This is a genomic window from Dyadobacter fanqingshengii (assembly GCF_023822005.2).
Classification (GTDB): Bacteria; Bacteroidota; Bacteroidia; order Cytophagales; family Spirosomataceae; genus Dyadobacter; species Dyadobacter fanqingshengii.
Genome location: NZ_CP098806.1, coordinates 4,956,158 through 4,976,643 on the forward strand (window position 1 = coordinate 4,956,158; position 20,486 = coordinate 4,976,643).

The window sequence follows — 20,486 nt, forward strand, 5'->3', positions numbered from 1 at the left end:
AGTCTTGACTTCCTTCCAGTTAAAAATCTCGCCGGGTTTTAATCGCTTTTTTGAGGAGTAGAAGCCTGTGGTGGTTTGTTGGCATTGTTCTTGTTCTTACCAGACCTGCTCTTCTTCTTTTTCTTCTTTTTCTGCTCCTCGCTGTATTTTTTATCCAGATTTTCGAGGTCGCTGTTGATCTTTCCGGGAGCTCTGTCCACAGAGGTTCTTTCAGCTTGCGGTGTAAGAATTTCCAGTGATTCCGGGATGATATCCTTTTTGTTCAATTCCATGATTTCCAGCACTTTACTGATCGCCACCGGATACCAGTTCGTGTCTTTATCAAAACCAAACCACATGATCTTTTTGAAAATGTCTGTTTTCTGCAAAACAGCAACGCCTTTTTTAGTCTTCAAAGGCACATCCACAGTCGGAATGTCCCGCAAAGCGTCAATGTAAGTTTCCAGCTCGTAGTTCAGACAGCATTTCAAGCGTCCGCATTGTCCTGAAAGCTTTGCAGGATTTAATGACAAATTCTGGTAACGCGCTGCGGCTGTTGATATATTTTTAAAATCCGTAAGCCAGGTCGAGCAGCACAATTCACGGCCGCAAGAGCCCAGTCCGCCCAAACGGCTCGCCTCCTGACGCAGGCTGATTTGCCGCATTTCAATCCGAACCTTGAATTCGGAGGCCAATGATTTGATTAGCTCACGAAAATCGACACGTTCCTCGGAGGAATAATAGAATGTCGTTTTTGTATTATCAGATTGAAATTCAACGTCCGAGAGCTTCATATTGAGCTTCATCTCACGGATAATCTCTCTCGTGCGATACAATGTCGGCATTTCACGCGCCATCGCTTGCGTATGCTTATCGAGGTCTTTTTCGGTTGCAATCCGGTAAAGCACGTGCATATCGTCATTGATCACCACGCTTTTACGCTTCATTTGAAGCCTTACCAGCTCTCCCTGCAAAGAAACCGTCCCGATATGCTGGCCGGAAGCCATTTCACAAACAACATAGTCGCCTGTGATGAATTCCAGCTGATTTATATTTCTGAAATACTCTTTTCTTCCTCCTTTAAATTTAACTTCTACAACATCAAAACGCTGGCTAACAGGCACATCCATGTGGCTCAGCCAGTCGTAGACATTCATTTTATTGCATCCGCCTGTTCCACAGGTTCCATTACTTCCACATCCGGAGACAGCCGATCCACTAGAACCGCATCCGCCGGATGAACATGATCCACATCCCATAATTACTCATATCTTCAATCGTTATAACGTATTAAATCCACACCGATGTCGTGCCGGAAATATTTCCCTTCGAACTGCACAGCCTGGGCCGCGCGCTGCGATTTATGCACCGCATTCTCGAGGGAATTGGCCAGGCCCGTAAGCGCCATTACCCTTCCTCCATTAGTCACAACTTCGGTGTTTCCATTGAAAGTAGTGCCCGCGTGGTATAAAAACACATCTTCTACTTTTTGGCTGCCGGAAATTACCTTTCCTTTTTCATAATCTCCTGGATAACCTCCTGACACAACCACGGTCGTCACGGCCACCTGCGGGGAGATTTGTAATTCGAAATCATTCAAAGTTCCCTTCGCCGTTGAGGCCATGAGCATAGCAAAATCGGACTGTATCCGCGGAATCACGACTTCCGTTTCCGGATCACCCATTCTAACATTGTATTCGATCACAAAAGGCTCACCTTTTATGTTCATCAGGCCAATAAAAATAAAGCCTACATACTTAATTCCTTCACTTTTTAGGCCGTGCAAAGTGGGCTTAACCACTTTCTCGTCCACTTTTTTCAAAAAATTAGCATCCGCAAAGGCCACTGGCGATACAGCGCCCATTCCGCCTGTATTCAGGCCTGTATCGTTTTCGCCGATGCGTTTATAATCCTTGGCTTCGGGTAAAATTTTATAATGCTCTCCATCTGAAAGGACAAACACGGATAATTCTATCCCTTTCAAAAATTGTTCAACAACAACTTTGTTGCTCGCATCACCAAATTTGCGGTCTTGCAGCATTTCCCTGAATGCTATTTCCGCTTCTGAATGCTTTTCGGCAATGATAACACCTTTTCCAGCTGCCAGACCGTCTGCTTTCAATACGATCGGAAGTGGCTGGGCTTCAAGATATTCCAGGCCTTGTTCCAATGTATCAATCGTAAACGTCGTAGAAGAAGCAGTAGGAATGCCATATTTCTGCATGAATTGTTTGGAAAAATCCTTGCTTCCTTCCAATTGCGCTCCTGCCTTGTTGGGGCCGATAATTTTTACTTTCGAAAGATCTTCCCTTGATTCAAAATAATCGACAATGCCGTTGACCAATGGCTCTTCCGGGCCGACGATCACCAGCTCAACATTGTTTTGCAACACCGCATTGGCGATGGCATCAAAATCATTATAAGATATAGAGAGGTTGGTAGCAACACCCGCAGTTCCCGCGTTGCCGGGTGCTACGTATAAACTATCACAAAGAGGGCTTTGGGCTATTTTCCAGGCGAATGCATGTTCTCTTCCGCCTGATCCCAATATAAGTATGTTCATAAATGGTTTATTATTTCACTAAAACGTTGACAACAAGTTTTCCCGGCCGGTTAATTCGCCAATTCCGATAAAAACTTGATCCGCACAAGCCGCAATTCTTCTTCGCTAATTTCGTCATTGGCAAATTCTCCCAAAGCCGCGGCTATATTATCTGTTTCAGCGGTCATGAAATAGTCATAAATATCTTGCTGCCTTTCCTGGTCAATTACCTGATTGATATAGTAATCGAGATTAAGCTTGGTGCCGGAATAGCAGATATGTTCAACTTCCTCAATAACATCGGCAAGGGCCAGATCTTTCACTTCAGCGATCTCATCCAGGCTTACCTTGCGGTCAACTTGCTGGATGATAAATATTTTTATTTTAGATTTATTGACAGTCGATTTAATGACGACATCTTTGGCTGTCTCAATCTCGTTTTCTTCAACATAACGAGTGATCACTTCAATGAACTGCCGACCGAATTTCTGCACCTTACCCATCCCGACGCCATTGATCTGCGCCATTTCCTGTTGCGTAGTTGGATAAGTGGTTGCCATTTCTTCCAAAGACGGATCCTGGAAAATAACATAAGGTGGCAGGTTTTTCTCTTTTGCGACCTTTTTACGAAGCGCTTTAAGTATTCCCAAAAGTGCTTCGTCATAAGCATGCGCGCTTCCGCCGGCGGCTGCATCCTTGTCATCGTCTTCTGGTTTTACTTCTTCTTCATCAAAATTATGGTCTTTGTGAAGCGTAACCGGATAGGGATCATTCAGATAATTTGAGCCTTTTTCACCCAATTTAATAACGCCGTAATTTTCAATGTCCTTTTCCAGGTAATTAAAGATCACGAGCTGGCGAATGGTCGAGATCCAATATTCACGGGAATCATTAATATCCAACCCTTTGCCATACACATCAAGCTGGTCGTGTTCGTAGCTTTTAACGTACTGGTTTTCAGTGGCCGTCAGGACGTCCGCAATGTGTTCACAGTCGAATCGCTGCTCAGTAAGCTCAACAGCTCTCAGAACAAGAATTACGCCGTCCTGAACCTTTGTTTTTTCTGTTGACTTGATGCAGTTGTCACAAAACCCACAGTCTTTATCCAGATATTCCCCAAAGTAGCTTAGTAATTGTCGGCGGCGGCAAACGCCTAAGGTTGAATAAGCCACCATTTCGTTCAGCAAATGACGCGCATTGTCCCGTTCGGTAACCGTTTTGTCTTTATTGAATTTTTCCAGCTTCTGAATGTCCTCATAGCTGTAAAACATCAGGCAATTTCCTTCCAAGCCATCTCTTCCAGCGCGTCCTGTCTCCTGATAATAACCTTCCAGCGACTTAGGAACATCATAATGTATCACAAAACGAACATCCGGCTTGTCAATTCCCATGCCGAAAGCAATGGTTGCAACGATCACATCCGCTTCTTCATTCAGGAACGCATCCTGATTAGCCATGCGCGTGTTGCTGTCCAGTCCGGCATGATACGGTAATGCACGAACGTCGTTAACTCTAAGCAGCTCAGCGACTTCTTCCACCGTCTTTCTGCTGAGGCAATACACGATCCCCGACTTGCCTTTGTTGTTGCGAACGTAGCGTATCAGCTGTTTTTTAACGTCCTTTTTAGGACGTATTTCGTAGTAAAGGTTTTTCCGGTTAAATGAAGACTTAAAAGTCTCGGCTTCCTCCATTTGCAGGTTTTTACGGATATCCTGCTGCACTTTCGGTGTTGCTGTTGCCGTAAGCGCAATGATTGGAAGGTTACCGATATTTTCAATTATTCCGTAAATACGGCGGTATTCCGGTCTGAAATCGTGCCCCCATTCGGATATACAATGAGCCTCATCAATAGCAACGAACGATATTTTTACTCTTTTAAGGAAATCGAGATTATCTTCTTTCGTAAGTGACTCAGGAGCAATGTACAGCAATTTCAGGCTGCCATCCAGCGCATCGCTTTTAACCCGCGTCATTTCAGATTTGGTAAGCGTTGAATTGAGGAACTGTGCATTAATGCCAAAAGCAGTTAACTGGTCAACCTGGTTTTTCATCAATGCAATAAGCGGCGATATGACAATTGTAAGACCATCGCTGACAAGAGCAGGCAATTGATAGCAGAGTGACTTTCCTGCACCGGTGGGCATGATCACAAAAGTATTCTTACCAAGCAGGATGTTTTGAATGATTACTTCTTGCTCACCCCGGAATTGACTGTACCCAAAAATTTCTTTAAGCCTTTCTTTCAACGTGTCTAAAACGACTGCATCAACATTCTTTACCATACTCTGTTAACAAAATGGTTATCCCAAACTTCTATATCTTTGCTTTTGAAATTAAAAATCCCATTGGTTCCCAATAAAACTGTGTTTCAGATTTGAAATTAATAAAAAATATTCAGTCAATAGCAAAAGAAGTGTTGCGGCAAGAGGCAGAAGCATTGCATAATCTGATCGGATTGATTGATGAAGAATTTGAAAACTGCGTATATGCCATTATCAACTGCGGAGGCCGTGTTGTTGTGTCCGGTGTGGGCAAAAGTGCGATTGTAGGACAAAAAATAGTTGCTACCCTCAACTCAACCGGTACACCTGCGCTTTTTATGCATGCGGCGGATGCGATCCATGGAGATCTGGGAATGATCCAGGACAATGATGTGGTGATCGTGATCTCCCGAAGTGGCGATACGGCCGAGATTAAGGTGCTTGTTCCGCTCCTAAAACGGACGGGCGTAACAATGATCGCCATGGTGAGCAACAAAGACTCTTACCTTGCCAAAAATGCTGATCACATTCTGCACGCATATGCACCCGAAGAGGCCGACCCCCTGAATCTTGCGCCCACGACCAGCACATCGGTAACAATGGCGCTGGGCGACGCATTGGCGATTTGTTTGCTGGAAGCAAGAGGGTTTACCCATGATGATTTTGCCAAATTCCATCCGGGAGGCGCTTTGGGTAAAAGGCTTTATCTGAAAATCTGCGACATATTCCCGCATAATGCATTGCCGGTTGTTTTAGAAGATGCTGGCTTGCAGGAAATTATATTGGAAATGACTTCCAAAAGGCTTGGCGCAACCGCTGTCAATAGCGCCGCCGGTAAAATGGCCGGCATTATCACGGACGGAGATTTGCGGAGAATGTTAAAGCAGCACGACGGTGGGAACATTCTTCATTTAAAAGCGCGTGACATCATGACCAAATCACCCATTTCCGTCTCCCCTGACGAGTATGCTGTCAAGGCGCTCGAACTCATGCAAACCCGCAGCATTACGCAGGTCGTGGTTGTGGAAGATGATGCGATTTTAGGGTTTGTGCATTTGCACGATTTGTTGAGGGAGGGGTTGGTGTAGTGAGCTGCTAGCTTGTCAGCCAGGTTAACCAGCCTTTGTCAGCCTGAGCGTAGTCGGAGGCGCGCCACTCCTGGGTAACGCGCCTTCGACTACGCTCAGGCTGACAGGCCGATAATTACCGGAATCTTTTCGACTGCTGCACTTCCCGCTCATCCTTCCTGATAAAACGATTGGCAAAGACATTGGCCAACATGGCGCCTACAAGACCATAAAATCCGATTTCGTAGCTTCCAGGTAGGTTAGGATCAAAAAGCTTGGCGGTTTTGTAGAATGTGAAATAGATCACAAGTCCCATGATGATAGTCATCAAAATGGAATTAACTGCGCAGAGGGCTGATTGCAAAACCCTGTTTTTGAATTGAAGTATTGCATAAGCAGCGATTGCCGCAACCAGAATTGCCAAAATAATGAGGTAGTAAACCGGCTGAACATTGGACTGCACAGCATTCACCTGATGTGTTAGTTTAATGGCTGTTAGATCCGCACGCTGCTCATCTGCAAGGGCCACTTTTGTCCATAATGGGAAGGCAAGAAAAATACCCATTCCAATGACTGTCAGGGCAAGAAAAACGGTTTGTATCCTTTGTAACATATTTCTAAATATTGTGAATAGGCTGTTAAAGCCGCGAATTTAATAAACACTAAGTCAGCCCGAAAGCATTATCAGGAAATTACCGAACCGAAAAGGTCGAATTCCTCAGCAGATGTAATGTTGACCATGGCAAAATCACCTAAGCGAACATATTGACTGGCAGGCACAAGCACTTCATTATCAACCTCTGGCGAGTCGAATTCAGTCCGTCCGATGAAATGCCCGCCTTCTTTCCTGTCGAAAAGAACTTTATATGTATTGCCGATTTTTTGCTGATTCAATTCGTATGAAATGCCCTGTTGCAATTCCATAATGGCATCTGCACGCTCCTGTTTGACCTCCGCAGGAATGTCGTCCGGCATTGTGTAGGAATGCGTGTTATCTTCGTGAGAATATTGAAATGCCCCCAAACGGTCGAAACGCATTTTTTCTACAAAATCGTAAGTCTCGTCAAACAACGCTTCGGTTTCTCCCGGGTGACCGACGATCAATGTTGTCCTTAATGTAATATCAGGCACTTTTGCGCGGATCGTTTCGATCAATGCTTCTGTTTTCTCACGGGTGATCCCGCGGCGCATGGATTTCAAAATCTCGGTCGAGCCGGTTTGCAATGGCATGTCCAGATATTTGCAAATATTGCTGCGCTCATTCATGATATCCAGAATGTCCATCGGAAATCCGGCCGGATAAGCGTATTGCAGCCTGATCCACTCAATGCCTTCCACATCGGAAAGTTGCGCCAGCAGGTCAGATAAATTCCTTTTTTTATAAATATCAAGACCATAGTAAGTCAGGTCCTGTGCAATCAAGATCAGTTCTTTTGTGCCGCGTTTAGCCAAAGATCTGGCTTCTTTCACCAATTCCTCAATGGAACGGGAAACGTGGCCGCCGCGCATAATGGGGATTGCGCAAAAGCTGCAGGGACGATCACAACCTTCTGCGATTTTCAGATACGCGTAATGTGTTGGTGTCGTTAGCAGGCGTTCGCCAACGAGTTCGTGCTTGTAGTCTGCTTTTAATGTTTTGAGTAGGCGTGGCAGCTCATTAGTTCCAAACCATGCGTCTACAGTCGGGATTTCAATGGAGAGTTCGTCTTTGTATCTGTGTGATAAACAGCCCGTAACGTAAACTTTGTCAACCATTCCCGCCGCTTTTGCATCCGCATAGCGCAGGATTGTGTTGATGGATTCCTCCTTTGCATTATCAATAAATCCGCATGTATTGATGACAACAATTTGTGAATCGTCCTTTTTTGACTCATGGTCAACGGTGAATCCGTTTCCTTTGAGTTGTGTATAAAGCACTTCTGAATCTACCAGGTTTTTGGAACATCCCAGCGTAACAATATTGACTTTATTCTTAACTATTCCTTTGGTTTTCATTGGTTTTAGCTATCAGCGCGAAACTTCCAGCTTTAAGTGAATTTTGAAATGCTGTTCCTGTCCATATGAAAGTGACTGATAATGAACGGCGAAATGGGGTGCAAAGTTCGGAAAAATTGTCAGGAATGCCTACTTTATGTATGGAAATCCCTTCTTGCAGTATTCGGTTGGAATCTTCCTGAAATACTCCTGAATAACTTCCATCCCCGGCATTCTGTCAGATAGCGTAAATTGGCGGCCGTCCTTCAGATAATAAGTTATGTAACTGAATCTCAATTTAGCTTCGTTGTAGGTTATGACAACTTTCTCAAGATCGCCGTCGCGAAGCAGCAATGTGCCATGCGGAAAGGTCAATTCCAGCTCATGTGCAACAGGATTTGTGGTCAATATCACATTACGAATATTTTCCCAGTGATTGAAATCCAGCACAAAATAAAAAACGGAGCCAGCCATTGGAATCAAGCCAAATATAAAAATCAGGATGCGGGTGAGGGCCAGGTTAATGTCTGACGTCAAGATAGAAAATGCCGCTTTTGCCGTAAGAAATCCAATAACCAACATGTAATAGAAGACCAGGTTCTCAAATTTAAGAAAATACTGCCATTCTCCTATCTGGTAAACCCTTACCACTTTTAACGGTGAGTTTTCACCAATGGTGTTTCTGGTGTAATTCAACAGCTTCCAAATGCACCAAGCGAAAATCCCGAAGACAAAAAAGAAGATCAAGAATGTATTCATATCCGGACACTGTTTGACACAGTTCCAAAATTATCACAAAATTGTCCTGATCAGGGATTAAGTGACAAGCGGTGACGTAATGGGATGAATGCTAAGAAATCAGCCGATTTTTTTAAAGAGAGAATCAACAAATTCATCTCGGTCAAAAACCTGGAGGTCGTCCATTTTTTCCCCGACGCCTATGTACTTTACAGGAATTTTGAATTCATCGGAAATGCCGATTACTACGCCTCCTTTGGCTGTTCCATCCAGTTTTGTAATGGCTAATGCTGTTATTTCTGTGACTTTCGTAAACTCTCGGGCTTGAATAACAGCATTTTGGCCTGTGCTGCCATCGAGAACGAGTAATACTTCATGCGGGGAATCGGGAATGATCTTTTGCATGACGCGCTTGATCTTGGAAAGTTCATTCATGAGGTTCACTTTCGTATGTAAACGTCCCGCGGTGTCGATAATGATCACATCGGCACCTGTTTCCATTCCTTTTTTCAATGCATCGTAAGCAACTGCCGAAGGGTCTGTGTTCATTCCGTGGTCGATAACCGGCACGTCAACGCGTTTTCCCCAGAGTTTGAGCTGGTCTACGGCTGCTGCGCGGAATGTATCGGCGGCGCCTAATACGACTTTATGGCCCCGCTGGTGAAACTGATGTGCCAGCTTTCCGATCGTGGTTGTTTTCCCAACACCATTCACGCCTACAACCATAATTACAAATGGCTTTGGAAGGTGCTCGGTTTCGTAACTGTCTTTGACATCAACGGATTTGTTTTCCGTCAGCAATGCAGCGATTTCCTCCCGCAGTATGCTGTCCAGCTCGGCCGTAGTGGCATATTTATCTCTCGCTACACGCTCTTCAATGCGCTTAATGACTTTTACAGTGGTTTCAACGCCGACGTCTGAGCTTACAAGAATGTCTTCCAGTTCATCCAGAACATCTTCGTCGATTGTGGTTTTGCCAACGATGGCGCGGGAAAGTTTGCCAAAGAAACTGTCTTTGGTTTTTTCCAGGCCTTTATCCAATGTTTCTTTTTTCTCTTTTGAAAAAAACCCAAATAAGCTCATATCGGTGTGGATGTAATAAGATTTGAAATCGCATAAGTGCGCTCAAAAATAAAACAAAAAAAGTCCCAAAAGGGACTTTTTAGAAAACTCAATAATCCTTTGACCTTATTTATGAGACAAGCATCAATAATGTCAGTCTGAGCGGACCGGGCCGCCGGGCGGTCGAAGACTAGTTCTTCAGGGCGCCTTGAACACCGTCCAAAGGAACGATTTCTTCTTTGAAGGTGTAAGCTCCTGTTTTTGGAGATTTTACAGCCTTAATAACCTTAGCGAATGCTTTTCCGCCTTCTTTTTTCAGGGTAGCAACTACTTTCTTTGCCATGTCTGTATATTTTTAAAGTGTAAAACCTTATTTAATTTCTTTGTGGACTGTATAGCGTCTCAGGAATGAATTGAATTTTTTCAATTCCATACGGCCAGGCGTATTTTTCCGATTTTTTGTAGTCACATAACGTGACATTCCAGGAACACCACTATCTTTTTGTTCTGTGCATTCCAATATAACCTGTACTCTATTACCTTTCTTAGCCATTGCTTTACATCGTTTTTACAAATAGGACTGCAAAAGTAATAACATTTAGTTTTATACACAATGCTGCGTATTAAATTTAGTATATTTTTTGAAAAAATTTATTTCAGTCCTTTCACATTAAAATCTTGGCGGACAAATAAATAAGTTGAGGTTATAAACTACACGCTACCAATTTCTGTCTTAAATTTGAAGGAAATGTAGCACAAACTTACTTTCTTCGTGTGCATTTTATTTGCAATCCTTAATCTGGCGGAAATTCTTAATTTAAAAACAATGACTCTTACAAAAAGTACCCCATTGGCGCTTGTCGCGCTGGCGGTTTCTCTACTCATCGGCTGTTCCTCTCAGGAAGACAAAGATAAATATGATCATTACTATGGATCTGGAAGCAAATCGAGAGAAGAAACGGCGCTTGTAAATCTTCAAAAGGAAAGAGAAAATCAGCCTGCACCTGCGCAGGCGGCAGCTCCGGGCGCAGCAGCAGCTCCGGCAGCATCGGGCGATACGGCAAAGGCTGGTTCTGGCGACTCTGCATCAGCAATTGGTCAGGGTGGAGCGGCTGCGGCGGCGACTAACCCAAATGCAGAAGCAGCTCCCACTGCGGCAGCATCCACTGCGGCTGCGGCTCCGGCTAAACGCAAGCCGGTTCCTGCGGAAGTTTCTGCATTGCTTAACAAACATGCATGTCTCGCTTGCCACCAGCCGTATGATAAGGTAATTGGGCCTGCATATGCGGAAGTTGCCAAGAAAAAATATACGCCTGAGCAAATTGTAGAATTGGTTCACGCCCCAAAACCGGAACATTGGCCCGGTTATCCTCCGATGGCTCCTATGGCTCACGTTCCAAAAGGTGACATTGTTGTGATCGCAAACTGGATCAATTCATTGTAATATAAGGTTGTCAATTTTAGAAAATACGGGCCGTTCATTCCATGGACGGCCCGTATTCGTATCTTTGCGAAAGCATTTTTATTTAATATGACCCAAAACGCACTGCAACCTTCTGACATCACGAATGAACTTCTGGCCCAATATGAAACTGTAATCGGGCTCGAAGTGCATTGTCAGCTCTTGACGGAATCCAAACTTTTTGCCCAGGACCGAAACCTTTTCGGGGCTGAGCCTAATACCAACATTGGCCCGCTTACGCTTGCATTACCAGGAACATTGCCCAAAATCAATAAAAAAGCGGTTGAATATGCAGTCCGGTTAGGACTGGCTTGCGGCTGCTCGATAAGCAGGAGGACTATTTTTGACCGTAAAAATTACTTTTATCCCGATCTGCCGAAAGGTTACCAGATTTCCCAGGACAAAAAGCCGATCTGCGAAAATGGCGGCGTAACGATTTCCACAAAGAATGAAGAGGGGAAAATGACTGAAAAAATGATCCGCTTCCATCACATACATTTGGAAGAGGACGCCGGAAAATCTGTGCACGACGGCAGTGTTACCGAAACATTGCTGGATTATAACCGTGCCGGAACGCCGTTGGTTGAAATGGTTTCGGAACCCGATTTGCGGTCTGCGGAGGAAACGGGGGCATTTGTTACTGAGATCCGCCGCCTGGTGCGCTATCTGCACATTAGCGATGGCAATATGGAAGAGGGCTCGCTGCGCTGCGACGTGAACGTTTCTCTCAGAAGAAAAGGAGCCGAAAAGCTGGGCACCAAAGTAGAGATCAAGAACATGAACTCGATCCGTAACATGATGCGTGCTATCGCATTCGAAGAGAAGCGGCAGATTGCCATGTTGGAAAACGAGCAACAGATCCAGCAGGAAACACGAATGTTTGACGTTGAAAGCGGGCAGACTTACGGAATGCGGGTGAAGGAAACGATGAATGATTATCGCTATTTCCCGGATCCGGATTTGAGCCCGGTGGTTGTGTCAGACGAATGGCTTGCGAGTATTAAAGCAGATATGCCCGCATTGCCGCACGAGCTGCGCGAGAAATTCACACATCAATATGGAATTCCGGCTTACGACGCGGCTGTGCTTACGGATACGCGAGAAATCGCGGCATATTTCGAAGCAGTGTGTGCCAAAACAAATGCTTTCAAAGCCGCATCAAACTGGCTGATGGGCCCGGTGAAATCCTATCTGAATGATCACGAAGGCAACATCGATCGTTTCCCGATCAGCCCGGAGAATCTGGCTGCGTTAATTGATCTGAGCGAGTCGGATATCGTGAGCAATTCTGTGGCTACGCAAAAGATATTTCCGGTGCTTTTGGCTGAGCCGCAGCGCGATCCGAAAGAGATTGCGTCTTCAAATAACTGGATTCAAAATAGCAATACAAATGAGCTTGAAACGTTGGTAGATGAGGTTATTAGCGCAATGCCTGACAAGGTTGCAGCTTATAGAAAAGGAAAAAAGGGGTTACTTGGTCTTTTTGTGGGAGAAGTCATGAAAAAATCAAATAACACCGCTGATCCTAAGCTGGTAAGCCAACTGCTGAACGCGAAACTCTGATCATTACGCCTAACAAAACCATAAAGAAGGTCATGAAAGGAATATTAAGACAAAGCATTTTCATATTTAGCATTGCTTTTTTGAGCCTCCAATCTCAGGCACAGCAACTTGCGCCGAAAGAGTTTTCCGTTAACGGTAAGGTAAAAAATGGTGCAAAGGGAGAAAAAGTAACATTGCTGCGTTCAACTGCGGGTGGATCGTCCATTAAGCTGGATTCAACGCAGCTTTCGGCGGACGGCTCTTTTGCTTTAAAAGGCACTGAAAACGATCGCGGAAGCTTCTTTTCACTGAACATTGCGGACCGTCAGAAAGTGATCCTGCTTGTAGAAGGAGGAGAGAATTTAAATGTCTTGGCGGACGGAACCACGAGGGATGAAAAAGGGAACGGTGGCAATGCAGCGATTACAGGTTCCAAAAATATGGAATACTATGCGCAGATAGATCAGCTAATGAGGTCTTTTGCTGGTAAGGTGACTGTTTGGAATGAAGAATATGCCAAAGCCGAGGAAAAGAAAGACGCCAAGAAAATCCAGGAAGTGCAGCAAAATTTTGCCAAAGCTGATAAAGAGCGCCTGGATGTGATTAAAAAGCTTCTACCTGAAATGGGGACAACATTGGTTGCGCTTTTCACAGCCAATAATTTTTTGAATCCCGATACAGACATTGAAATACTGAAAAAACTGGCTGACGATTACGAGAAAGTAACGCCGACACCGACATTAGCAAAAGGATTTATTGGTCAGATCAAAAGGATCGCGGGCGTTTCGGTTGGGCAGCAAGCGCCTGATTTTACATTGAATAGTCCTGACGGTAAGCCGGTTGCATTGTCATCATTGCGCGGAAAATTTGTTTTGATCGATTTCTGGGCTTCCTGGTGCGGTCCTTGCCGAATGGAAAATCCAAATGTCGTGCGCATGTATGACAAGTTCAAGGAGAAAGGATTCGACATTTACGGCGTATCATTGGATGACAACGAAAAAGCCTGGAAAACGGCCATTGAACGCGATAAACTGAAATGGCTGCACGGATCTGAACTGAAAAAATGGAATTCCGGCGTCGCGCAGACTTATGGCGTGAACGCAATTCCAGCCACATTTCTGATCGATAAAGAGGGAAAGATCATTGCCAAGAACTTACGCGGACCAGCTTTGGAAAGTAAACTTACCGAATTGCTGGGTGCTCAATAATAATAGATTAGATGTAGTCGAAAATCCGCAGGATCTGTCTTGCGGATTTTTTATGCGCTATGATCTTCCAGACTGTAATAAAATTTCAATGGGTCAGGGAATTTGAAATCATATTTGTAATGATGGTCAAATTTTGCACCCGAAATGACCTTAAAATCTGGTTTTATATTTGAATCTGCGAAAGTGGGCGTTTCCCAGCCGAATTGGGCGCATGAGGTTTCGTAAACCTCGCGGCGCGTTGTGTGAATGGGCGCTACAATGTTGAAAGTCTCATTCACAATGCCGGTTTCAAGAATGGTAATGATCATTCCTGCCGCATCATCACGGTGAATGTAATTGACAGGAATCGAGCCAGTTGCCATGTCTTTTTGGCCTTGCACATATTTTCCCGGAATGCGGTTATAACCCAGTAAGCCGCCTAATCTGAGGATGGTAACATTACGGTCGGGACGTAAAGCTGTAAGGAGATTTTCTGCTGTAACCATATCCGGCGAGGCCGATTCTTCGGGTGTTTTTACATCTTGTTCCATCACAATTCTGTTCAGTTCCGGGTAAATGCCTGTTGAACTGATGAAAATAATGTCACGGATTCTCGAATTCCTTATTTCCGAGATTACAGCATCTATTTGTTTTACATAAAATCTGGGTTCATGCTTGTGCAAACGCGGAGGCAGGGAAATGATCAGAGTATCCACATTAAAAAATGAGTGCAGCTTGGCAGATTCGACATCAAATGTTGGGTTCAGCGGAAGCAAATAACCTTCAATGCGGTTTTCGACAAATGTGTTGATTTTGGCCACAGATGTTGTGCTGCCCTTGATTTGCCATGTACTATGCAGGCTTTGTATGCGTTGAGCTAATGGAAATCCTAACCAACCGCATCCCAGAATGCTTATTTGTTTTTTTTCTACTTTTGAATCTTTATCCGACATCTGAATTTAAGGCTATGTTCTTTTCGAGAATCGCTCTCTTCTGTTTTCTGATTCCTATTTTCTTTGTTTCCTGTACAAAAGACAACCGGCAAGAATCGGATACGAGCAATGCTGTGGTTAATCTGGAATCGGAAAATCTGGACCAGGCGCTATTCGCGTGCAAAACAGTTAAAGATGTGCAAAATTTCCTCGACAAGCATCCTTACTTAGCCAAGGAATATTTTGCCGGCTCGCAACTGGACCCCGCTCAGCTTGCAGCACATTTATTCAACATTTTACAAAATCCTGATTTCCTGGCCTTTCGCGATCAGCTCAATCGCCTCATTGGCGACCGGAAAACGAACATTCTGGATCCACTCGCAGAGGCATTCAAACAAATAAAATATCATTATCCTGCATTCAATGCGCCCAAAGTTCAGTTTATGATCACAGGTTTTACTGGAACTGATTTATACATTTCCGATTCGCTGATCATTATCGGACTGGATTATTTCGGCGGGCCTGAGGCCATGTATCGGCCGGATGTGTTTGATTATCAGCTGCGTCGTTTTCGAAAGGAATACATTGTTCCTTCCATCGTCTTTTTTGAGTCCAACCGTTTCAACAAAATGGACCCAACTGACAAGACGCTTTTGGCGGATATGGTGGGTTATGGGAAAGGTTTCGCATTTGTAAAACAGGTGATGCCAACCACACCGGACAGCCTTATTACCGGCTATTCAGCCGAAAATCTGCGCAGGACTTATGCCAGTCAGCACGACATATGGGCATATTTCATTGCAGGAAAGCTGCTTTATGAATCGGTTGATCTGAAAAAGAAAAAATTCATTGAAGAAAGACCATTCACAACAGAGATCGGCCAAAAAGTGCCTGGCGCCATCGCGCGTTGGGTTGGCTGGCGGATCGTCAACCGCTTTCGCGCCGAAAATCCGCAAGTTACGTTGCCTGAATTAATGGAAATGGGCAACGCAGCACAGATTTTGCAGGATTCGGGATATAACGGCGACCCGGACGAAGAGGAGTAAGTTTTTTGTTTACTTTTGCGGCTGTCACCAAGATTCCTGAAAGCCGTTGATACCGTTTACACTCATCATTTTCCTACTTCTTGTGCCGGGTTTTGTGGTAATCGGCGTTTATCTGGAACGCAAGGTTTCTGCATTTATCCAGGATCGGATGGGGCCTATGGAAGTGGGTAAGTGGGGGCTTTTACAACTCTTTGCGGACTTACTTAAGTTGCTTCAAAAGGAAGATATTGTTCCAAAAGCCGCTGACCGGCGCCTTTTTCTGATTGCACCATTCGTCATTTTCGTATCCGTTTTCGCTGGATTCGCCGTTGTTCCCTTAGCTCCTGACTTGGCCGGTTCAGGCGCATCCGTGGGCGTGTTTTTCTTGCTAACCATAGTTTCTGTGGACGTTATCGGGCTTTTAATGGCTGGATGGGGTTCCAACAACAAGTTTGCGTTATTCGGCGCGATGCGTGCTGTAGCGCAAATTATTTCCTATGAAATTCCGCTGGGATTGTCCATTCTATGCGTAGTAATGCTTACACAAACGCTTGATCTTCAAATCATCAGCTTTCAGCAAGGCATTTATGCCAATGAGCCCGTCTATCTTTTTGGCATCAAAGACCTGGGCATTAATGTGACGAATGTAGGCGGATTTTTGTCCTGGAACATTGTCCGAAATCCCTTTTTGTTGTTGGCATACATCGTTTTCTTCATCGCCTCACTCGCAGAATGTAACCGGGCACCATTTGACTTGCCAGAAGGCGAATCTGAACTGGTTGCCGGATTTCATACTGAATATTCAGGCATGCGCTGGGCGCTCTTTATGCTCTCAGAATACGGAATGATGCTGCTGGTTTGCCTGTTAGGGGCCATTTTGTTCCTGGGAAGCTGGAACACGCCCTTTCCTAACCTGGGGCCATTGAGACTGGCAGATTGGACGAGTGGAGAACCCGGAACGTGGTTTGGTTATCTGACAGGAATCTTCTGGCTGCTTGGTAAGGCAATATTTGGCATATTAATCCAAATGTGGGCACGCTGGACACTTCCACGCTTGCGCGTGGACCAGCTAATGTACTTGGGATGGAAAGTTTTGACGCCGGTTGGACTTGTGCTTTTCTTTATCTCCGGCGTTTGGCGATTGATTGGGATCTGACTCTTACTCAGTAATTTCTGCGCCGTCCAGAATGTAATTCATCTGGTAAATATCATCCGCATTCAATTTCAATGTTCCTACAAAAGTCAGGCGCTCATCGGTTTTGAACTTCCGCCCGTCCTTTTTCTTAAAATTTAATGTCATAACCGTTTCAGGGCCAGCGCCTCCGCAAAAGAAACACGCGCTGAAAGGAAATGCTGATAACACATATAAATTAGCATCCAGATCCACAGGAAGGATGTATCCGGTGATGGTAACCTGCTGATTTTTCAACTTTTGAACGCTTGGCCCGAAAGTCGGATGGAGCATATAAATGGATTCTTCGGCGTACCATTTCTTCTTGAAAGTCACATCCCGCAATGTTTCCCACGTCACTTTTACCGGATTGGAAGCCGGTGTAAATGCCAATAAAGAGGTGAAACAAAAAAGCAATAGTATGATTCTTAAAGATTTCATCGGGCCTGATTTTGTCTTGGTTAGGATTTAACTAAGTTAACAAATTTACGCAGAATATCATTCCTCTGCCAGCGTCCGCGAGATATTCAGCTTGTAAATGCCTAATGAAGGAAGTGCCGAGGCTAAAAACCCGATGAAGATGGCGGCAAAAAACAGATAAATTTCTTCCGGCAGGATAGTAAAGTTCCTTAACGAGTAATGGAAATCCTCCTCAGCGGCTCTTGAAAATAACCATAAGCCCACGCGGCTCAAAATGATCCCTGCGAAATAGCCGATGACGGCCAGCATTAAGCCTTCCAGCAAAAGCATCAGAAATAGCCTCGTACGCGTTGCACCCATGGAAAGCATGAGCGCCATTTCATATTTTCGCTCTTTTAAAGAATTATAAAGTGAGATAAAAACGCTGATCCCGGCAATGCCAATAATGATAAATGCCAATGCGCGAAGCGTTTCAATGCCCACGCCCAATAAGGAAAAGAGGCGGTTTATTTCAATGCTAGGCAGCGCGGCTTGCATAGTCGTGTTGTCGTTGATCTGGCGTGGGATCGTCATCAGGCCCATTGGATTTCTGAATTGCACCAGTGCGCTGGTAACCTGCTTTCCCTGCTCCGACTCTTCGTGCTCCTCATGCTTCGCGTGCTCTTCCTCATGCGCGTGAACGTCCCATACGCTGGACAGTCTGGTTAGTATAAGCTGGTCAACAACGGAGCCACTGGTTTCAAATATGCCGGTAACCTTATATTTTTTCTCCTTATGCGCCTCTCCCTCCGCATCCAAACCATGGGAGCTGGCAAATGTGTCGCCAATTTTAAGTTGGGAAGCGGCCGCCACTTTACTGCCGATAGCCACTTCCATGGACGCATTGTAAAGCTGTCCCTGCGAGAGCCTGGCCTGAAAATGCTCGATATATTTTGGCGTCGTACCCACAATGCGGAATCCCTGGTAACTATCACCCATGGACAGCGGGATCACGGTTTTAACAAAAGGATTTTTACGCAATGCATCCACTTCTGCCAGCGGAACATTGCCGGTAGGTGCGTCAATCTGGTAAATGCTGGACAGGATCAGTTGCAGCGGGCTTCCTTTGGCGCCCACAACCATATCAATACCGCGGATATTTCTGCGAAATTGTTCGTCAAGTTGTTTGTTAAGCAGCAAAAGCAACGAGATCATGCCAATTCCCAACGTCAGGAGCAGCGCGCTCAAAAAGCTGTTGAGTTTTTTCTCTTTCAGATTGGCCAGACTTATTTTAACAACATTCATTCCGTTCAGGATTAGGATAATGGCATTTTAAAGGTGAACCTGATTTGAAAATTCATCCTTCAAACGCTGGTCGTGCGTAACCACGATCAGACTTGCGCCAATGGAAGCCGATTGTTCCTTTAATAGTGTGATTACTTTTTGCGTATTGTTATCGTCCAGGCTGGATGTTGGTTCGTCAGCGAGAATTACATTTGGCTCATTCATTAAGGAGCGTGCAATGCTTACACGCTGCTGCTCGCCCTGACTTAGTTGGGATGTTTTCTTTGATAAATGTTCTGCAAATCCCAGCTTTTCCGCGAGTAACCGTGCTTTTTGAACATTTTCCTTTCGGTCTGCCAGATAATTGGACAACAGGATATTATCCAGCACAGAAAGCGAGCTTACAAAATGCGGTTTTTGATAAATGATGCCGATGTTTTTAGCTCTCACCTTGGTAACTTCTTCGGGCAAAAGGCGTGTTGCGGGTTTTCCTGCAATTAAAATTTCCCCTGATCCGGGAGTCAGCAGAAGTGCCAGCAGATGAAGCAATGTAGTTTTTCCCTTTCCCGACTGCCCCAAAATAAGCAGTGTTTCCTTGTCCTCGCAGTGAATGTCAGGAAAGCTGAATTTCTTTTGCGGGGAATAGGAAAAGTGAAGATTAGTGCTTGAAATCATTGCAAAGGCTGTTTTTCATTTACAATGATAATGAAGTTTTGTTTTCGACCGCATTAAAAAAAATTGGTCCTACAAATAAATCATTGGGAAATACGTTGAAATGGTGATATACCCTGAATAAAACCAACAACTGTTCTATTTTTGCAAAAAATTGATCTCACAAATGCGAAGAAAATCTGAATTAAAAAAAGTATCCGGAGCGTTGGTATTCATCTTGACTTTTGGGCTTTTGTTTATGAATCAGGACGTCCAGGCGCAAAGCAGGGGCATTTTTGTTCCATATTCGACAGCGGGATTTGGGCTCGGAACTTCTAGCTATTTTGGAGATTTCGCACCTTACAGAAGGCCACTCGCTTCTACTTTCAAGATGATGCGGTGGAGCATAGGAGGGAATTATACACGCCACTTCACGCCACGTCTGGCTGCCAGAGCAAGCTTTATTTATGCACGGATCGCGGGTGATGACTACATTATGAACCGCAGCTCGAAGCACGAATCAAACATTTTTTACGCAAGAAACTTACATTTCCGAAACGATCTGAAAGAGTTTTCTGTGCAAGGGATTTACAAATTGACTCCTGATAACAGGAGCTATGACAGAAGGCCGCAATTCGGAGCCTATTTGTTTGCTGGTATAGCGCTCACTGCACACAACCCGAAAGCGCTTGATTCATTGAACGGTGATTGGATTAAATTACAGCCGCTGGGGACTGAGGGTCAGGGAAATGAAGGTTATGCCAAACCGTATTCACTGGTACAATTTGCTATCCCGATTGGAATTGGCGTTCGATATAAGATCAATTCTAAGCTGGATATTTCGGCTGAACTGGGTTTCCGCAAGACATTTACGGATTACCTGGACGATGCACACGGAAGCTATGCTGACCCTGCCTTGTTTGCTGATAACCCAACCGCACTTGCCCTAAGTAATAGAACGACCGAACGTTTCGCAGCAAGAAAAGGCGCTGACAGAACAGAGGCTTTGAAAAAATTCCTCGTTGTTAATTATAGTCTGGACACCAACGATCCTTTGGCAGCATTACCAACCACAGGCTTCGGAGCTCCGGGATCTGACCGCGGAAACAGCCCGAGTTATACGGACAACTATTTATTTGGTATGATCCATATCAACTATATGCTGCCATCTCAGATCAAATGTCCTCCATTAAAATAAATAAGGCATCCA

Annotated in this window: 20 protein-coding genes; 7 read left to right on the forward strand and 13 right to left on the reverse strand. The window is 44.7% G+C overall.

From position 1 onward, the window contains the following. Positions 1-38: 38 nt before the first annotated feature. From NFI81_RS20705 to recQ, 3 genes are all read right to left on the reverse strand, one after another. The gene (locus NFI81_RS20705; RefSeq protein WP_234615217.1) at positions 39-1,136 is read right to left on the reverse strand and encodes a PSP1 domain-containing protein; all 1,098 of its coding nucleotides are present in this window, start codon (positions 1,134-1,136) and stop codon (positions 39-41) included. Between the two features lie 116 nt (positions 1,137-1,252). Next, the gene (purD, locus tag NFI81_RS20710; protein WP_234615216.1) at positions 1,253-2,542 is read right to left on the reverse strand and encodes a phosphoribosylamine--glycine ligase; all 1,290 of its coding nucleotides are present in this window, start codon (positions 2,540-2,542) and stop codon (positions 1,253-1,255) included. Positions 2,543-2,592: 50 nt separating this feature from the next. After that, positions 2,593-4,803 carry a DNA helicase RecQ gene (recQ, locus tag NFI81_RS20715; RefSeq protein WP_234615215.1) on the reverse strand — a complete coding sequence of 737 codons (2,211 nt, stop codon included), beginning with the start codon at positions 4,801-4,803 and terminating at the stop codon, positions 2,593-2,595. A 92-nt stretch (positions 4,804-4,895) separates the two neighbouring features. Here recQ and NFI81_RS20720 point away from each other — a divergent pair, with 92 nt between their 5' ends. Next, entirely contained in the window at positions 4,896-5,870 is a 975-nt protein-coding gene (locus NFI81_RS20720) for a KpsF/GutQ family sugar-phosphate isomerase (RefSeq protein ID WP_234615214.1), read from the forward strand. Between the two features lie 115 nt (positions 5,871-5,985). Here the strand turns inward: NFI81_RS20720 and NFI81_RS20725 are convergent, their stop codons facing one another. The 6 genes from NFI81_RS20725 to rpmG all read right to left on the reverse strand — a co-directional run bounded on the left by NFI81_RS20725 (position 5,986) and on the right by rpmG (position 10,176). Next, a complete protein-coding gene (locus tag NFI81_RS20725) occupies positions 5,986-6,462 on the reverse strand; it encodes a DUF4293 domain-containing protein (RefSeq protein ID WP_234615213.1) in 477 nt (158 codons plus the stop codon). Positions 6,463-6,533: 71 nt separating this feature from the next. Then, positions 6,534-7,844, reverse strand: coding sequence for a 30S ribosomal protein S12 methylthiotransferase RimO (gene rimO, locus NFI81_RS20730; protein ID WP_234615212.1), 1,311 nt, complete (start codon positions 7,842-7,844; stop codon positions 6,534-6,536). A 129-nt stretch (positions 7,845-7,973) separates the two neighbouring features. Next, the gene (locus NFI81_RS20735) at positions 7,974-8,582 is read right to left on the reverse strand and encodes a hypothetical protein (RefSeq protein WP_234615211.1); all 609 of its coding nucleotides are present in this window, start codon (positions 8,580-8,582) and stop codon (positions 7,974-7,976) included. A 99-nt stretch (positions 8,583-8,681) separates the two neighbouring features. Beyond that, positions 8,682-9,644: a signal recognition particle-docking protein FtsY gene (gene ftsY / locus NFI81_RS20740; protein ID WP_234615210.1), complete on the reverse strand. Its 963-nt coding sequence runs from the start codon at positions 9,642-9,644 to the stop codon at positions 8,682-8,684. A gap of 169 nt (positions 9,645-9,813) precedes the next feature. Continuing rightward, on the reverse strand, positions 9,814-9,966 hold the full coding sequence (locus NFI81_RS20745) for a DUF4295 domain-containing protein (protein ID WP_015813059.1): 153 nt from the start codon (positions 9,964-9,966) through the stop codon (positions 9,814-9,816). A gap of 27 nt (positions 9,967-9,993) precedes the next feature. Beyond that, on the reverse strand, positions 9,994-10,176 hold the full coding sequence (gene rpmG, locus NFI81_RS20750; protein WP_026632037.1) for a 50S ribosomal protein L33: 183 nt from the start codon (positions 10,174-10,176) through the stop codon (positions 9,994-9,996). 273 nt (positions 10,177-10,449) lie between these two features. Here rpmG and NFI81_RS20755 point away from each other — a divergent pair, with 273 nt between their 5' ends. The 3 genes from NFI81_RS20755 (at position 10,450) to NFI81_RS20765 (ending at position 13,835) form a co-directional block, all read left to right on the forward strand. Next, positions 10,450-11,067 carry a c-type cytochrome gene (locus NFI81_RS20755; RefSeq protein WP_234615209.1) on the forward strand — a complete coding sequence of 206 codons (618 nt, stop codon included), beginning with the start codon at positions 10,450-10,452 and terminating at the stop codon, positions 11,065-11,067. A gap of 87 nt (positions 11,068-11,154) precedes the next feature. After that, positions 11,155-12,648 (forward strand): Asp-tRNA(Asn)/Glu-tRNA(Gln) amidotransferase subunit GatB, encoded by a 1,494-nt coding sequence (gatB, locus tag NFI81_RS20760; protein WP_234615208.1) that lies wholly within the window; start codon positions 11,155-11,157, stop codon positions 12,646-12,648. A gap of 32 nt (positions 12,649-12,680) precedes the next feature. Further along, entirely contained in the window at positions 12,681-13,835 is a 1,155-nt protein-coding gene (locus NFI81_RS20765) for a peroxiredoxin family protein (protein ID WP_234615207.1), read from the forward strand. Between the two features lie 50 nt (positions 13,836-13,885). Here the strand turns inward: NFI81_RS20765 and NFI81_RS20770 are convergent, their stop codons facing one another. Continuing rightward, positions 13,886-14,767, reverse strand: a complete 882-nt coding sequence (locus NFI81_RS20770; RefSeq protein ID WP_234615206.1) for a Rossmann-fold NAD(P)-binding domain-containing protein — start codon at positions 14,765-14,767, stop codon at positions 13,886-13,888. A 14-nt stretch (positions 14,768-14,781) separates the two neighbouring features. Here NFI81_RS20770 and NFI81_RS20775 point away from each other — a divergent pair, with 14 nt between their 5' ends. Continuing rightward, on the forward strand, positions 14,782-15,792 hold the full coding sequence (locus tag NFI81_RS20775; RefSeq protein ID WP_234615205.1) for a gliding motility protein GldB-related protein: 1,011 nt from the start codon (positions 14,782-14,784) through the stop codon (positions 15,790-15,792). 49 nt (positions 15,793-15,841) lie between these two features. Next, a complete protein-coding gene (locus NFI81_RS20780; RefSeq protein ID WP_234615368.1) occupies positions 15,842-16,927 on the forward strand; it encodes a complex I subunit 1/NuoH family protein in 1,086 nt (361 codons plus the stop codon). A 3-nt stretch (positions 16,928-16,930) separates the two neighbouring features. Here the strand turns inward: NFI81_RS20780 and NFI81_RS20785 are convergent, their stop codons facing one another. Genes NFI81_RS20785 through NFI81_RS20795 form a run of 3 tightly spaced genes read right to left on the reverse strand, consistent with a single transcriptional unit; the run spans position 16,931 to position 19,300 of the window. Further along, positions 16,931-17,383, reverse strand: coding sequence for a YEATS domain-containing protein (locus NFI81_RS20785; protein ID WP_234615204.1), 453 nt, complete (start codon positions 17,381-17,383; stop codon positions 16,931-16,933). A 57-nt stretch (positions 17,384-17,440) separates the two neighbouring features. Further along, the gene (locus NFI81_RS20790) at positions 17,441-18,646 is read right to left on the reverse strand and encodes an ABC transporter permease (RefSeq protein ID WP_234615203.1); all 1,206 of its coding nucleotides are present in this window, start codon (positions 18,644-18,646) and stop codon (positions 17,441-17,443) included. 27 nt (positions 18,647-18,673) lie between these two features. Next, complete coding sequence (locus NFI81_RS20795) at positions 18,674-19,300, reverse strand: ABC transporter ATP-binding protein (protein WP_234615202.1); 627 nt, start codon at positions 19,298-19,300, stop codon at positions 18,674-18,676. Between the two features lie 163 nt (positions 19,301-19,463). Between NFI81_RS20795 and NFI81_RS20800 the strand changes: the two genes are divergently transcribed. After that, positions 19,464-20,474, forward strand: coding sequence for a hypothetical protein (locus NFI81_RS20800; protein ID WP_234615201.1), 1,011 nt, complete (start codon positions 19,464-19,466; stop codon positions 20,472-20,474). The last annotated feature ends 12 nt before the right edge of the window (positions 20,475-20,486 follow it).

Excerpts from the sequence above, each read along its gene's own strand:
- NFI81_RS20705 (WP_234615217.1), bottom strand. The coding sequence starts at position 1,136 with ATGAATGTCTACGACTGGCTGAGCCACATGGATGTGCCTGTTAGCCAG.
- purD (WP_234615216.1), bottom strand. The coding sequence starts at position 2,542 with ATGAACATACTTATATTGGGATCAGGCGGAAGAGAACATGCATTCGCC.
- recQ (WP_234615215.1), bottom strand. The coding sequence starts at position 4,803 with ATGGTAAAGAATGTTGATGCAGTCGTTTTAGACACGTTGAAAGAAAGG.
- NFI81_RS20725 (WP_234615213.1), bottom strand. The coding sequence starts at position 6,462 with ATGTTACAAAGGATACAAACCGTTTTTCTTGCCCTGACAGTCATTGGA.
- rimO (WP_234615212.1), bottom strand. The coding sequence starts at position 7,844 with ATGAAAACCAAAGGAATAGTTAAGAATAAAGTCAATATTGTTACGCTG.
- NFI81_RS20735 (WP_234615211.1), bottom strand. The coding sequence starts at position 8,582 with ATGAATACATTCTTGATCTTCTTTTTTGTCTTCGGGATTTTCGCTTGG.
- ftsY (WP_234615210.1), bottom strand. The coding sequence starts at position 9,644 with ATGAGCTTATTTGGGTTTTTTTCAAAAGAGAAAAAAGAAACATTGGAT.
- NFI81_RS20745 (WP_015813059.1), bottom strand. The coding sequence starts at position 9,966 with ATGGCAAAGAAAGTAGTTGCTACCCTGAAAAAAGAAGGCGGAAAAGCA.
- rpmG (WP_026632037.1), bottom strand. The coding sequence starts at position 10,176 with ATGGCTAAGAAAGGTAATAGAGTACAGGTTATATTGGAATGCACAGAA.
- NFI81_RS20755 (WP_234615209.1), top strand. The coding sequence starts at position 10,450 with ATGACTCTTACAAAAAGTACCCCATTGGCGCTTGTCGCGCTGGCGGTT.
- gatB (WP_234615208.1), top strand. The coding sequence starts at position 11,155 with ATGACCCAAAACGCACTGCAACCTTCTGACATCACGAATGAACTTCTG.
- NFI81_RS20765 (WP_234615207.1), top strand. The coding sequence starts at position 12,681 with ATGAAAGGAATATTAAGACAAAGCATTTTCATATTTAGCATTGCTTTT.
- NFI81_RS20770 (WP_234615206.1), bottom strand. The coding sequence starts at position 14,767 with ATGTCGGATAAAGATTCAAAAGTAGAAAAAAAACAAATAAGCATTCTG.
- NFI81_RS20775 (WP_234615205.1), top strand. The coding sequence starts at position 14,782 with ATGTTCTTTTCGAGAATCGCTCTCTTCTGTTTTCTGATTCCTATTTTC.
- NFI81_RS20785 (WP_234615204.1), bottom strand. The coding sequence starts at position 17,383 with ATGAAATCTTTAAGAATCATACTATTGCTTTTTTGTTTCACCTCTTTA.
- NFI81_RS20790 (WP_234615203.1), bottom strand. The coding sequence starts at position 18,646 with ATGAATGTTGTTAAAATAAGTCTGGCCAATCTGAAAGAGAAAAAACTC.
- NFI81_RS20795 (WP_234615202.1), bottom strand. The coding sequence starts at position 19,300 with ATGATTTCAAGCACTAATCTTCACTTTTCCTATTCCCCGCAAAAGAAA.
- NFI81_RS20800 (WP_234615201.1), top strand. The coding sequence starts at position 19,464 with ATGCGAAGAAAATCTGAATTAAAAAAAGTATCCGGAGCGTTGGTATTC.